Genomic DNA, 14,193 nt, shown 5'->3' with positions numbered 1-14,193 from the left:
AACTCGAAAGGAATGTCGACTGATGATTGACTTTACCCGTGATGGTCACCTTCACACCCCATTTTGTCCGCATGGTTCATCCGATTCGCTCGAAGCGTATGTAAAGCGCGCCTTGAACCAAGGAATCAAGACGCTCACGTTCACGGAGCATGCGCCGCTCCCGGCCCGGTTTCAAGACCCGACGCCAGAACAAGATTCAGCGATGGCGCTCGATTTGCTCCCACGTTATATAGAAGCTTTGCAGACGTTGAAGCGGTCGTATCCCGAACTTGATCTCCGCATCGGTTTGGAGATCGACTATTTGCCCGGATATGAGTCCGAGACGCTGGCGTTGCTCGAGCCGTATGCCGACGTATTAGACGAAGCAATCTTGTCCCAACACTTTCTCCTCGTCGACGACGAGCTCCTGCCTATCGACTTCTCGGCGGAGACGTTTGATGTGCTCGTCAAACGTGTCGGCTCGTTCGAGACCGTGATGAAACAATATTATACGGCGCTCGCTGCCGGGCTCGCATTCCCTTGGGAGCGCCTGAAAGTGGACCGCATCGGACATATCGACTTACCGATCAAGTATCAACACAATTACACGTGGGACCGCTCGAACGTGCAGGACGAACAGACGCGCTTGCTACAAACGATCGCCACGCGCGGTTTCGGTCTCGATTTGAATACGGCCGGGCTCCGCAAGCCCGATTGCGGCCAACCTTACGCCATTGACGTCGCGTCCGAGGCGGCCGCACTCGGCATCCCGTTCGTGCTCGGTTCAGACGCCCATATCGCCTTCGATGTCGGCGCCGGGTTCGAAATTATACAAAAAAAAGCCACGTTCCTATGAACGTGGCTTTTTCACAGCGATCTAGCTATCTAGATCCCCATTTTTGGTTGTCGATAACGATATGGCGTTCCATTTCTTCATCTATTGACAATAATACCATACTGAACCCGCATTGCAACCCGAAAATGAAAAAAGGATGACGTGGGTGTCATCCTTACAAAGTTAGACCGCCATCTCGGCGTATAGGTCTTTCAACTCTTCCGTCGCTGCCTCGTCCATTTGTAACGCCACGAGTTCAACAAACCGGAGCGCCGGATCCGTATCCCCTGACAAGGCGACGATCTCAGCTGCGGCACCATCGAGCGCTAGCAAGATGCCCGAGACACCGAGCGTCGGATAGTAGCGAAGCAACGCCCGAACGTGCTTCAACTCCGAAACCTCATTTCCGTTGATCTTTAATGACTTAACGGCGAGCTCTTTATGCGTCCCGATGGCAAATTTATCTTCCCACACCTCTTCGAGTGTGATCAACGCTTCCACATCATAGGCACCATCTGTGAAACGAACTTGTTTTTCCATGTAACATTTCCCCTCTCGTTAATCTACTTTCATTATAAGAAAGAAACCCACGAAAAGATTGTGAAATATTGAACATTATGTGTAAACTTTGTCTCACCTGTGCTTAGCCATAAAAAAAGGTCCCTCCGAAGAGAGACGAATAATGGAAGAGTAAAACACCATTGGCAGTACATTAATAATATAACATCGAATGTAAACGTTTACAATGTGTTTTTGAAACTTTTTTCGAGTGGCATATGTACCACGTCAATCCCACTCTCACGCATCAAATCGAGGCCGTCACCGTGCTCATAGCCGACCGCATAGACGACACGGGCTACGCGTGACGCAATCAAAGCGAGCGAACAGGCATGACATGGTGAGTGGGTCACATAGGCTGTCGCGCCGAAGGCGTTCGTCGAATCCGCGGCGAGCTTACCAATCGCGTTGATTTCGGCGTGGATTTCATGTTGCTTCGACCAATTATGGTGGTCGTATGGGTCCGAACATCTAATAAATGTCACACCCTCATGGATGAATGAAACCGATGCCTCGAGCAAATCGACCGCATCTTCTGACACGTACTCGGCCCGTTTATAAAAACCGTCTTCCCGTTTTAAAAAGATCTCATTGCAGTTCGTATGCCCGGGTGGCGTCCCATTGAGCCCAATCGAGATCGGCTTCTCATCTTTGACGATGACGCAAGCGACACTTTTCGAGGCGCATTTCGAATGGCGTACCGCCATCATATCAGCGAACTGCAACCACGTCTCATCCCATAGCCGTTGTTTTTCCATTTTCTTATCCTCCTCAAAGAAAAGGAAAGTCTGAGGGCTCAGACTTTCCTCGTTCAATATCCAGTCTCTTTTGGCAACTCTTTGTTTTTTGAAGCGATCTCGATGACTTTTTCTTTCAACTCGTGCTCCATGCGATCGAGTTCACGTTCGGCCTCACGACGCTTCTGACGTCCTTCTTGTTGAATCCGGAGCGTCTCGTCGAGCGTCGAGAGCAAGTTCTCGTGCGCCACTTTGAGCGATTCGACCGAAACGATGCCTTTCTCGTTCTCTGTGGCGATCTCGATCGATGAGTCTTTCAACATCTTCGAGTTCTGCTCGAGCAACGTGTTCGTCGTCTTCGTGACGTCTTGCTGCATGCGGAGCGCCGTCTTTTGTCGTGTCAAGCTGAGCGCGAGCACGACTTGGTTTTTCCAGAGCGGAATCGTATTGACGACCGCCGACTCGATTTTCTCGGCTAGAATCTGGTTGTTCTGTTGGATGACCCGGATTTGCGGTGCCATCTGCAGACTGATTGTCCGGCTCAGTTTCAAATCGTGCAATTTTTTCTCGAATCGGTCCGCGAGTTGAATCATGTCGTTCAACTGTTGAAGTTTGACCTGGTCTTTCGACATCTCCACTTCTTGACGAAGTGGGGCAATCTCATAGCTGCGCACGTGATCAAGTTTCGTCTCACCGGCGGCGATATAGACGTTAAGCTCTTCAAAATAACGCTTGTTCTTATCGTACATCTGATCGAGCATCGTGATGTCCTTCATCAAACCGAACTTGGCCCGGTCTAGATTATGGATGACTTCTTCTAAATAGACGCTCATCTTTTCAAACTGGAGTTTGTAGTTCTCGGCTTTCTTCTTGGCCCGTCCGATGAGCGGCAAGTTGTCCATAAAACTCTTCTTCTCCGGCTGCAACATGTCCGGGTCCATCTTGCGTACGTTCTGCATCAAGTCGGACAATAGCTTTCCGGCGTCACCGCCATCCTTCATCCGGACCTCGGTCAAGATTTGGTCCGAGAATTGCGACAGTTCGCGTTGCACGTTTGATCCGAACAACATGACGGAATCTGTCTTTTTAATATCGATCGACTCGGCGATGCGCGTGATTCGTTCCCGGTGTTCCTGCGGGACATCTGGATTCACTTGAATCGCCGGCACCTCATGTTTCTCTGTCATAGATGACCAGTCCACGGACGGGTCCGAAATCGCATCGGTTTCCGTCTTCGTTTTCGTCTGTGAAGTGAGCTCTTCTTCTGGCCATGACTGCCAGTTCGTTTCATTCGATGAAGTCATGTTTTTTTCTCCCTTCTGGTTGATCGGCCAATACTTTTTCCATCATAATCAACTCTCGTTCAAAGTCGACCGCATCGTCTTCTAAGAGACGGCTGCGTTGCTGTTTGAACTTGTCGACGATGAGTCGCATATTGGTAATCAACTGTTCACGTGTCTCTTCTTGAATGACGACGCGTTTTCCTTCTAGTTCTTTAAATTTCAACACGACCGACACAAGCGAATCCAAATAGAACGTGAAGAGATCACGAACATGTTTCGCGTCTTGTGGATTCTCGAACAGTTCAGCGAACAGTTCGTGCGCTTCCTTCGAGACGGCCTTCATCTCACGCCGCACCTCGATGTCTTTGATTTCCGGCAAGACGCGGTCGATTTGTTGCAGTTTCTCATACCCTTGTTCAATTGTCCGTTGCAAAAATTGAAGCTCTAAATCGTCGGTCGCCTCGAACTGACGTACCGGCGCCGCTTCTTCAAGCGGTTTCAAGATACGCGAGCCGACGAACGGTTCGTCTTCATCGAGCAACAGCTTTTTCTTGGCCCGTTTGGCAACGGGGGCCGGTGCCCGCTTCCGGCGTTTATTGGTCGACCACACTTCGTTTAATACGAGCGCCCCGACGATGATAAACAACCAAGAGAAATCAAAAACGTTTATGGCAAAATATAGGATCGCCCCGGTCAGGGCCCATTTCATCCATGTTTTCATCCGTTTCACCTCGTCTCATGATACTTCTATTGTACCTTACGTGACCCTTCAAAAAAAGTTTCGTCATCTTTATAAGCTTAGCATAATGACGCCGCACGCTCTCTCGGTCGCAAGAACGAAAAGTCAGGGTCGCTCGAATGTAAAAAAACCTCCTGATTCAATGAATCAGGAGGAGTTCGTCACGTTACACCGTGACCCACGTTGTCACCATGACGATGGCGACCGTCACCGGAATGACATAACGAATGAGGAAGTGCCAGACCGGGTACAGCTTGACACCAGCGCCCGATGTTTGAATCTCTTCTTTAAGAATGCGTTGATCAACGACATACCCGACGAAAATCGATGTCAAGAGCGCACCGACCGGCATCAAGACATAGCTGACGATATAGTCCATCGAATCGAAGAACGTACGACCGTTCAAGAACTGCATCTCGCTCATCACTCCGAACGAGAGGGCCGAAGGGATACCAACCGCAAAAACGATCGCTGCTGACAAGAGTGTGACGTTCCGTTTCGACATCGTCTGTTTCTTTTCGTTCAGTCGGTCGGTCACACCGGCGACGACGACTTCAAGCATCGCAATCGATGACGTGATCGAGGCGAACGTGAACAGCAAGAAGAACAATACCATGAAGAAACCACCGAGCGGGACTTGATTGAAGACGGCCGGCAAGACGACGAAGAGAAGCGCCGGGCCTTCAGCCGGGTCGAGACCTGATGCGAACACGGCCGGGAAAATCGCGAGACCCGCCAACAGCGAGACGGCGATGTTCAATAGAACAATCATGTTCGCCGAGCGATTGAGCGTGCCTTTCGTTTTAATGTAGGACGCATACGTCAACATGGCCGCAACCCCGAGTGATAGCGAGAAGAACGCTTGACCGAGGGCGAACAAGACCGATTCCCCCGTCAAGGCAGAGAAGTCAGGCTGCAAGAAGAAGCGAACCCCTTCCATCGCCCCGTCGAGCGTCAACGAACGGATGACGAGGACGATGAAACTGACGAACAAGAGCGGCATCAAGATCTTGCTCATCCGCTCGATTCCAGCTTCGACGCCTTTTAGCACGATTAAGAGCGTGATCAATAAGAATAAGAATTGACCGAACACGGCGATGCCTGGTGACGAGACGACATCTCCGAAGACGGCACCGAATTCGTCAGGCGATCGGCCGTTCAATGTCCCGCTCAAGCCGAGACCGACATAGATTAAGACCCAACCACCGATGACACTGTAGAATGAGAGCAATAAGAAACATGCGATGACACCAAGGTAACCGACGAGCGTCCAACGGCCGTGTCCTAATTTTTTGAATGCGAGCAGTGCCGTTTTTTGTGTCGAGCGTCCGACGATGAACTCACCGATCAATAACGGGAGACCGAGTAAGAGCGTAAACGCTAAAAACATGAGCAAAAAGGCGCCGCCTCCACTTGTGCCGGTGACATACGGAAATTTCCAGATCGCACCGAGACCAATCGCTGACCCTGCGGCCGCTAAGATGAATCCAATTTTTGAGGCGAACGAGTTTTGCGCCATTACCATCCCTACTTCCTATTTTCATATCTATTTTCATAATAATAGTGAAATACTAACACGGTTCAGAAATGAGAACAACAAAAAACAGAGAAAAGTCTGAATTCTTTTCTCTGTCTGGTTTTTAGTGGGATGGGACAAGGAATGTCAGTTCACTTGGCAAGACGTCGATGTGTAATCGGTCCGCCTCAAAATGTTCCCCATCGACGTCGATGATCTGTGATTCGCTCAAGTGGACGGTCAGTTGAAACATCTGTAGATGGACCCACTCCGGCGACGACTGTTCGAGTCCGAGTTGTTGGGTCAACAATTGTCGAATCATTGGAAAGCCGATGGCCGAGCTGTGCACGACTTCGACGAGTCCGTCGGTGAACGATTGGGTCGGTAACTTCGTCGGTACCGTACCAAGATATGCCCCGTTTCCGACGTACAAAAAACTGACCGGCCCATCATGGACGACTTCTCCGTCCTGCTCGATGCGGACGTCGAACGGGTCGAGCTCTCTAAATTGACGAATCGTCGCTAAAAAGTAGCCGATGGAACCAAGAGATTCTTTTTGAAGCGGATCGATTTGTCGCGATGCGTCGGCGATCAGGCCGACCCCAATAAAATTGAGGCCATATCGATCATTGACCCGCATGACGTCGACGGGCTGGACATGACTCATCTTAAATAACCGGGCCGCCTCAATCGGTTCGACTGGTAAATCGAGCGCACGGGCAAAGTCGTTGCACGTACCACCGGGGACGAGGCCGACCGTCGGACGCTCGTCCTTCGGAAGTGACATGAGGCCGTTGACGACCTCATGCAGGGTGCCGTCCCCACCGATGACGATTAAATGCTCGAACGACCCACTCGCCTCGGCAAAACGGGCAGCATCTCCTTGTCCGAGCGTCTTTCGAATCAGAATCTCGTCATACAAGGATTCGACCGTCCCGACAACCTCACCGAGCATCGTTTCACTTGCACCGGATGTTGGATTCGAGATAATCATTGCTCTCATAGGAGACCTTCCTGCTCCAAGAAGTCTTGTGCGACGTCATAAGCACGCTCATTCCCATACGCGACGCGGCGGTTGAGTTCAGACATTTCTTCATCTGTAATTTTACCGGCCAATTGATTGAGCGCGTCCTCGATTTCAGGGTGCTCGTCTAATGTCTCTTGCTTGAGCAACGGTGCCCCTTGATATGGCGGGAAGAACTGTTGATCATCTTCAAGGACGAGCAAATCATTCTCGGCGATATCCGGGTCCGTCGCGTATGCATCGACAAGGTTGACGTCACCACGAGAGATGGCGCGGTAACGGAGTTTCTGTTCCATCGAGACGACCGACGGGAAGTCGAGACCGTAGGCTTGCTGAAGTCCAGGGTATCCGTCTTCCCGGTCCGTAAACTCGAGCGTGAAGCCAGCTTTAATCTCCGTTTGCACGTTCCGTAAATCAGAAATCGATGTGATGCCTTCCTCTTCGGCGTAGTCGCGTGGGATGGCGATGGCATATGTGTTGTTGAACTGCATCGGCTCAAGCAAGGCATAGCCGTCGTCTGCCAGCGCATCACGAGCCTGTTCATACACTTCGCGAGCGTCATTTGAGTTCGGTGTCTCTTTCACGAGACTGGCGAGTACCGTCCCTGTGAATTCTGGGTAAATATCGACATCACCAGATTGGAGCGCACCCCAGACGAATGTCGTCTCGCCAAAGTTTGGTCGGACAGAAACAGTCAAATCAGTCTCTTCCTCGATCAATAATTTATACATGTTCATTAAAATTTCAGGCTCTGGTCCAAGTTTTCCGGCGACGACGAGATCGGTCTGTTGCGTGCGACCGAGCGCGAGCGGTGCCGCGACGATTAACGCCAAGACGGTAGAGACAGCAATCAATTTTGTCTTATTCCGCGTAGCTGTCGCGCCTTCCATTTGTCGGAGCAGGAAATCGAACAAGAGAGCAAGGATGGCGGCCGGGATGGCACCGAGTAAAATCAAATAGTTGTCATTCCGGTTGATTCCTAGAAGAATCAGCGTCCCGAGCCCACCTGCTCCAACGAGGGCAGCGAGCGTCGCCGTCCCGACGATGAGAACCATCGCCGTTCGAATCCCGGCCATAATGACCGGCAAGGCGAGCGGGAGCTCGACTTTCATCAAACTCTGGTTCGGCTTCATGCCGCAAGCTCGTGCCGCTTCGATGAGCGATTTGTCGACCTCGTTCAGTCCGGTGAACGTGTTTCGTAAAATTGGGAGTAAGGCGTACAACACGAGGGCGATCGTCGCCGGCAAGGCGCCAATCCCAACAAGTGGAATCATCAGTCCGAGGAGCGCCAAAGAAGGAATCGTTTGAATGATGGCAGTGACACCGATGGCGGTCTCGGCCACTTTTTTACGGCGCGTCAACCAAATACCGAGCGGGACGGCAATCAAGACCGCGATCAATAAGGAGACGACGGAGAGCTGCAAGTGCTCGATGAGCGCCTCGACGAGTTCCCCTCGTCGGTTTTGGAATGTCTCAAGCATCAACCTCACCTCTTCCGCGTTGTGTAAAGTCGAGGACGAACGGGTCCGTGCTCGCTCTGATTTCATCTGGTGTCCCGACGACGACCAACTCGCCGTCACGCATCAACGCGATACGGTCTCCGAGCTTCATCGCTTCCTGCATGTCGTGGGTCACGAACAAAATCGTTTTCCCAAGCTCATCGTTCAAGCGTTTAATATCGTCTTGGAGTTGGCCCCGGCTGATTGGGTCGAGTGCCGAGAACGGCTCATCCATCAAGATGACGTCAGGATCGGCCGCGAGCGCACGGAGCACCCCAACGCGTTGCTGTTGTCCACCGGATAGCTCGGTCGGCTTTTTAGCCCGCAAGACGGGATCTAATCCGGCGATTTCCATGAGTTCGGTCACGCGGTCTTTCGTCTTTTGCTTTGGCCACTTCAATAGTTCAGGAACAACAGAAATATTTTCTTCGACCGTTAAATGAGGGAATAAGGCAATTTGTTGAAGTACATAACCGATATTGCGGCGTAACTCATAAATATCGAATTGGTAAATCTCTTTCCCATCAATCAAAATTTTCCCGTCGGTATGATCGATCAGTCGATTCACCATTTTCATGGTTGTCGTCTTGCCACACCCTGATGGGCCGATCAAGACAAAAATCTCGCCTCTTCGTACTGTTAAATCCAAATCTTTGACGGCTAACGTCCCGTCTTCGTAACGTTTAGATACACTTTGGAATTCTATCAACTCTACCCCTCCTCGGCTCGTAACTTTTCATGAAAGTCAAATATTAGTTTGCCCGTTTCCAACGATTGTTAAACAATGAAACGTGCTGGGACGCGGTCGAAAGACTGCCAACCCACGAGGCGAGACAAAAAAGGTTCCCCCGCAGGAGAACCTTTAGATTATGGCAATGTGATTGTGATATGACGACGACCCCAATTGATGGCCTCGCTCTTCGTGTCGACGAGTAAATCGACGATGTTCCCTTTAATGCGTCCTCCTGTATCAAGGGCGATCGCTTGGCCGATGCCGTCGATTTGAACGACCGTACCGAGCGGGATGACAGATGGGTCGACGGCGATGATACGCATGCCGTTATAATAAATCGAGTCTGTCACGTCATGGCCTGTCGCCGTCAAGACGCGCCCCCCGTAAGAACCGTTGTCAGCTGCATCGTTCGTGTAGGCCGTTGACTCGGCTTGAATGACACGTCCTTGTGTCGAGACCGGTGTCACGGTCGCACTCGATGCCGCTTGTTGCTTCTTCTCGGTTTTTGCTGCGGCTTGGCGTTTCGCTTCTTCTTGTCGTGCCTGTTCGGCAGCGACGCGCTTTTCTTCTTCCAAACGTTCTGCTTTCGCTTTCGCTTCACGCTCGGCCTGTTCACGTTTGGCTTTCTCTTCTGCCAAGCGCTTTTCTTCGGCTAAACGTTTTTCTTCAGCGAGCCGTTTCTCTTCGGCAAGACGTTTCTTGCGTTCGATTTCTTGTTGACGCTCCAACTCAATGGCCTGACGTTCTAATTCAAGTGGGTTTTGGACAATTTTCTGTTCAGTCCCGATTCCAATTTGGGCGGCATCGGCATTCGCAGCAAACACGAATGTTCCAACAGCGGCAAATAAAATCGCGATTATATATTTTAAGGAATGCATTAATAGGTCAGCACCTTTCTCGTCATCTAACGAACAGGAGTAAATTTACCATGTCGTTTCAATCACGAGAAGGGATTTTGACGAAGTGAAATATTTCTGACACATCAAGAAAGAACTGGTTACAATCTGTAACATTTACAATAAACCTAGTGTTTCCAACCGTTTTCGTAAAAAATTACAGATTCGTTACAACATAACGTGTAACAAATCTGTAATCTGATTGTCATTCTGTTTCAGCTTCAATCGAGCGTAAATCATGGGGGCGAACCATGCCCCAAGGTGCCACGTCGACATCCACTTCGAACGTTTTCGCACCTTCGATCGCCGACGTTTCTTCTTCGGCGACCCGATACGAACTCATGTCATCGATATACACTTGCCGGTCATAGTAATTGGCACGAGTGCCACCGAAGAACGGCCGTGAACTGACCCGATCAATGGTCGCGTAACCGTCGTCCCCCGTTTTGAACGACACGTATACCGTCCCTGATTCGACATCTTGTCTGCCGTCAAACGAATCGTATTCCAAATAGACAAAGTCTCCAAAGAACGGATCGTACGGCTCATAGGAGGTCGCTTTGAACGTATACGTCTCTCCGAACCAGGAGACCGCATAGACGAGCAGAATAAAACCGACAGCGATCACTACTTGCAAAACCGGCACTAGCCAAGGCGTCAATCGTTTCATGTCTGAGCATCCCCTCTCGTACGGCTACGGCTGCGCCACCACAAAGCGAGCGACAATGCGAAGACGATCAATGCTCCGATGAGGAAGAACAGCGAAATGTCGAGTCGATCCCAAACGTAAATGAAATAAATCGTCATTTGGACGAGCAAGAAATAAATGAAAGCAAGCACGATCGGTTTGCGATTGTGGTCTTGATAGACGAGATAGGCGAGTGCGACCACTTCAAGTAGCACCGCTAGCAAGATGCCGGAGTCTTCGAATAACGAGAACGGGATGACAGCGAGTAAACTGACCCACATCAAGTCCTGGCGTCGGTGAAGTAAATAGACGGCGACGAGGACGACCGAAAGGATCGTCGCCTCGATGACCGAGGGCGTTCGTTGCGACAACCAGCCTTCCGTCGCATTGATTAAATAACCGATCGATAGGACGGCTGCGACGAAGAGGTACAAATAATTCCACTGGGCCCGCTCACGATAGATAAGGAATAGGACATGTAAGGCAGCAAGGGCCCATAGCGGCCAAAAGCGTCCTTCGTAGCCGGCATATTGACCGATTGTGATGAGGAGGCCATAAAAGCCGAACCAGGCGAAGATACGATCGAGCTCGTTGTCTCCGTAATGGAACCAGACCCAGGTCACGAGGAACCCGAACGCGATCAACGTGATGCCGATGCCTTGAAAACTGTTCGTGACCGCCAAAAAGGCAGCGAGCGCGGCCAGGAACGTGTAGATGGGATGCTTATAGATCAATTTATGCAGGACAGCGACGGCAAGGAAGAGCCAAAATAAGAGCGGGATTTGCGAGGACAGATTATAAGTGGAGAAGATGACGATCATCGTGGCGACGAAGAAAGCGACGCCTAAAAGCCGGAACAGCGTGACATAGCGTGACGCCTTCACTTGCAGGCGTTCGGCGGTCACATACATCCCGACCATAAACACGAGGAAAATAGCGACTTTCACAAGGTCAGGAATCGCTTGCCAATTGGCCGCGACAAAGCTGAATAGACTGAGTGCGAGCAAAATAGAACCGATGATCACAAGAATAGGCGGTTTGTGCTCACGTTTGTCACCGACCGCCAATTTCTTATGTTCATATTCGACCAAGCGCTGACCGGTCACTTCATCAAGTAAACCGGCCTCTTCCCATTCACGAACTTTTTTGTCAATGGACACCTGAATCATCCCTTTCGATTAAAAGGTCAGCTGGCGCGTTCGATCAATTCCAAATCTTTTTTCAGTAAAACTTGCTTCTCAAATTCGAGACCAAGCTGTTGAAATTCTTCCATGATGGAAACGTCCCCGATGACCGTATTGGTCAATACGGCAGTCACTTCTGCGACCCAACCTTCACGAGTTGACTTGACGATATCACCCACAACGAATTCTACAGACACACCCATTCACTTCCAATCTTAAATTTGTTTCTATCATTATAACGAAATTATATCGGTTTGAATACGTTTTCTTTAAGCCGTTTAATAAATTGTGTCAAAATTTTTCCAGTCAATCCCCAAATAATGTAGTCTTCATGTTCATAAAAAGGTTCTCTCATTTTAATTACCCGTTTTTCGTACGCTTTAGCATTCGCCATCCGTTCAAATGGGATATTTTGATCCGGGTTCATCGTCCATTCCATCTCCCCATGGAACGGGTCTAGCAAAAGCAACGTCTCGACCGGGATTGAAAATAAATGGTCGACCTCATCCGTATGATGCACGTCCGGTAGCAGTGGAATTACCCCGACGAACGGATAGATCAGTTGCCGGTGCGGCGTCGCGAGTGGCTGCAGGCGACCGATGACCTCGATATCGGATAAGGCGAGTAATAACTCCTCACTCGTCTCTCGAACAGCGGCCTCGACCGGTGTCTCACCGGGATCGAGACGGCCGCCCGGAAATGAGATTTCTCCGGGTTGACGCCGCATTGTATGGGCGCGTACTTCAAAGACGACGTGCCACGTCCCGTCGACCTCGGTCAACGGGATCAAAACGGCTGCCGTCTGTTCATAGTTTTCTTCCATCGAGAAACTGTCACGTAGTTGTTGTTCCGTGATCCACGATTTGTCCATTCTCTCCACCTCGTTCTCTTTGTTTCTACACTTCCACCGTTGTCTCCTCGTTTAAACGCATCAAATGTCGGAAATATCATTATTAACGATAGGAGTTGGTGGATGTGGTGGATAAAAAAGTTGATGTATTGATCGTCGGAGCGGGCCCGACCGGACTCACGCTCGGATTGACGTTAGCCAGATATGGGATCTCATTTGAAATCATTGATCGTAAGACGACCCCTTCGAACAATTCCCGGGCCATCGGGATTCAACCGCGAACGATCGAAGTGTTCTCTCGTCTCGATGTCGCCAAGGAAGTACTCGGCCGGGCACGGACCATCGAGAAAGGCAATCTATACTTCTCGGGTCAATGGACGGCCAAACTTGAATTTTCTCGCCTCGTCACGCCGTACCCGTTCGTGACGCTGCTACGCCAAAACGAGACCGAGGCGATTTTAGAGGATGCGTTAAACGGACACGGTCATTCCGTCCAGCGCGGTGAATCGCTCGTCTCGTTGACACATTACCCGTCTCGAGTGCTCGCCCACCTTGAGTCAGATGCATCAAACCGGACGATCGAAGCCAAATACGTCGTCGCGGCCGATGGGGCGAACAGTTCGATTCGCCGGATGCTCGCCCTTCCGTTTAGCGGAAAATCGTTCAAAGAGTCATGGGTGCTCGCCGATATGAAAGCCAAATGGAACATCTCGCGCGAAGAAGTGCATATTTTCTTTTCCGACCGGGGCGTCTTAGAAGTTTTCCCGCTCACGGATGACACGATTCGCATCACAGGGAACCTCGCGAGCGACGAGTCGTTCAATGAGTCGGAACTGCGCAAGTTGATTGAACAGCGAAGCCATATGGATGTCGAGATCGACGAAGTTGAGTGGTTCTCGCTCTTCCGGGTCCACAACCGCATGGTCGACTCGTTCATCCACAATCGAGTCATTTTAATGGGAGACGCCGCCCATATCAACTCACCCGTAGGCGGACAAGGGATGAACACCGGCATCGCCGACTCGTTCAACCTCGGGTGGAAGTTGTGGCTTCATTTGAAGGCTGGTGCCCCGTTCCGCGTCGTCGCCTCGTATCGCGACGAACGTGAACACGTGGCTCGTAACGTACTTCAGACGACGAACGTGGCGACTGAGGTGTTACAGACGACGTTGCCTGTCCTCTTGCCGTTCCAAGCGCTCGGCGCCGACGTCTTTACGCGCGTCAACTTGGTCAACCAAAAAATAACGGAACGAATCGCCCAACTGCACTTGTCTTATCCCGGGCATTCCCGAATTCCGTTCTTGCGTGTCACCAAGGGCAAGATCTTCCCGGAGATCGAGATCATCCGGACCGATGACGGGTTGCGCACCAAAATCTCAGAGATTGCGGACGGCCGGTTCCAAGTGCTCATCCTCGACGATGATAAACGTGATGCGACCGCACTCTATGATTATTTGAACGATCATCAATCGTTCTTCCAAATCATCACGCTCTCGAAGACGAGTCGTCCCTTCTTCGACCAAGGCAACGAGCTCGCGAAATCATTGTTCATGAAGCGCGGCGTGCTCGTCATCCGACCGGACGGCTATTTGCTTCATAAACAACGGCACCTGCGCCCTGATTCGTTGCAAGAGACGATGTCCACTTGGCTGCCGACACCATGACAAAAGCT

Annotated in this window: 15 protein-coding genes; 2 read left to right on the top strand and 13 right to left on the bottom strand. The window is 50.8% G+C overall.

The window, feature by feature from the left end; all coding sequences use genetic code 11:
* Positions 1-22: 22 nt before the first annotated feature.
* Entirely contained in the window at positions 23-835 is an 813-nt protein-coding gene (gene hisJ / locus KNP79_RS01940; RefSeq protein ID WP_215190965.1) for a histidinol-phosphatase HisJ, read from the top strand.
* 162 nt (positions 836-997) lie between these two features.
* Here hisJ and KNP79_RS01935 read toward each other — a convergent pair whose 3' ends face one another.
* The 13 genes from KNP79_RS01935 to KNP79_RS01875 all read right to left on the bottom strand — a co-directional run bounded on the left by KNP79_RS01935 (position 998) and on the right by KNP79_RS01875 (position 12,542).
* Positions 998-1,354, bottom strand: a complete 357-nt coding sequence (locus tag KNP79_RS01935; protein WP_034777378.1) for a hypothetical protein — start codon at positions 1,352-1,354, stop codon at positions 998-1,000.
* A 200-nt stretch (positions 1,355-1,554) separates the two neighbouring features.
* Positions 1,555-2,130 carry a deoxycytidylate deaminase gene (locus KNP79_RS01930; protein WP_215190963.1) on the bottom strand — a complete coding sequence of 192 codons (576 nt, stop codon included), beginning with the start codon at positions 2,128-2,130 and terminating at the stop codon, positions 1,555-1,557.
* Positions 2,131-2,183: 53 nt separating this feature from the next.
* Positions 2,184-3,413, bottom strand: a complete 1,230-nt coding sequence (locus KNP79_RS01925) for a toxic anion resistance protein (protein ID WP_034777376.1) — start codon at positions 3,411-3,413, stop codon at positions 2,184-2,186.
* Complete coding sequence (locus KNP79_RS01920; protein ID WP_034777375.1) at positions 3,397-4,113, bottom strand: 5-bromo-4-chloroindolyl phosphate hydrolysis family protein; 717 nt, start codon at positions 4,111-4,113, stop codon at positions 3,397-3,399. Before KNP79_RS01920 ends, KNP79_RS01925 begins: the two co-directional genes overlap by 17 nt.
* Positions 4,114-4,297: 184 nt before the next feature.
* The gene (locus KNP79_RS01915) at positions 4,298-5,650 is read right to left on the bottom strand and encodes a sodium-dependent transporter (protein ID WP_034777374.1); all 1,353 of its coding nucleotides are present in this window, start codon (positions 5,648-5,650) and stop codon (positions 4,298-4,300) included.
* Positions 5,651-5,771: 121 nt separating this feature from the next.
* Positions 5,772-6,650 carry a diacylglycerol/lipid kinase family protein gene (locus KNP79_RS01910; RefSeq protein WP_215190961.1) on the bottom strand — a complete coding sequence of 293 codons (879 nt, stop codon included), beginning with the start codon at positions 6,648-6,650 and terminating at the stop codon, positions 5,772-5,774.
* The gene (locus KNP79_RS01905) at positions 6,647-8,152 is read right to left on the bottom strand and encodes an ABC transporter permease/substrate-binding protein (protein ID WP_215190954.1); all 1,506 of its coding nucleotides are present in this window, start codon (positions 8,150-8,152) and stop codon (positions 6,647-6,649) included. Before KNP79_RS01905 ends, KNP79_RS01910 begins: the two co-directional genes overlap by 4 nt.
* A complete protein-coding gene (locus KNP79_RS01900; RefSeq protein ID WP_214752794.1) occupies positions 8,145-8,879 on the bottom strand; it encodes an ABC transporter ATP-binding protein in 735 nt (244 codons plus the stop codon). The genes KNP79_RS01905 and KNP79_RS01900 overlap by 8 nt, the downstream gene beginning before the upstream one ends.
* A gap of 158 nt (positions 8,880-9,037) precedes the next feature.
* The gene (locus KNP79_RS01895) at positions 9,038-9,781 is read right to left on the bottom strand and encodes a 3D domain-containing protein (RefSeq protein WP_214752792.1); all 744 of its coding nucleotides are present in this window, start codon (positions 9,779-9,781) and stop codon (positions 9,038-9,040) included.
* A 223-nt stretch (positions 9,782-10,004) separates the two neighbouring features.
* Positions 10,005-10,469, bottom strand: a complete 465-nt coding sequence (locus KNP79_RS01890; RefSeq protein WP_034777369.1) for a GDYXXLXY domain-containing protein — start codon at positions 10,467-10,469, stop codon at positions 10,005-10,007.
* Positions 10,466-11,656, bottom strand: coding sequence for a DUF2157 domain-containing protein (locus KNP79_RS01885; protein ID WP_215190176.1), 1,191 nt, complete (start codon positions 11,654-11,656; stop codon positions 10,466-10,468). The genes KNP79_RS01890 and KNP79_RS01885 overlap by 4 nt, the downstream gene beginning before the upstream one ends.
* Positions 11,657-11,673: 17 nt before the next feature.
* The gene (locus KNP79_RS01880; RefSeq protein ID WP_232939448.1) at positions 11,674-11,850 is read right to left on the bottom strand and encodes a DUF2187 family protein; all 177 of its coding nucleotides are present in this window, start codon (positions 11,848-11,850) and stop codon (positions 11,674-11,676) included.
* Positions 11,851-11,915: 65 nt separating this feature from the next.
* Positions 11,916-12,542 carry an NUDIX hydrolase gene (locus tag KNP79_RS01875; RefSeq protein ID WP_214709992.1) on the bottom strand — a complete coding sequence of 209 codons (627 nt, stop codon included), beginning with the start codon at positions 12,540-12,542 and terminating at the stop codon, positions 11,916-11,918.
* Between the two features lie 104 nt (positions 12,543-12,646).
* On the opposite strand from KNP79_RS01875, the gene KNP79_RS01870 reads away from it, so the two are divergent.
* A complete protein-coding gene (locus KNP79_RS01870; protein WP_235420188.1) occupies positions 12,647-14,185 on the top strand; it encodes an FAD-dependent monooxygenase in 1,539 nt (512 codons plus the stop codon).
* The last annotated feature ends 8 nt before the right edge of the window (positions 14,186-14,193 follow it).

It is taken from the genome of Exiguobacterium sp. s7 (assembly GCF_018618195.1).
GTDB lineage: Bacteria > Bacillota > Bacilli > Exiguobacteriales > Exiguobacteriaceae > Exiguobacterium > Exiguobacterium mexicanum_A.
This window is presented reverse-complemented; position numbering and strand designations above follow the sequence as displayed.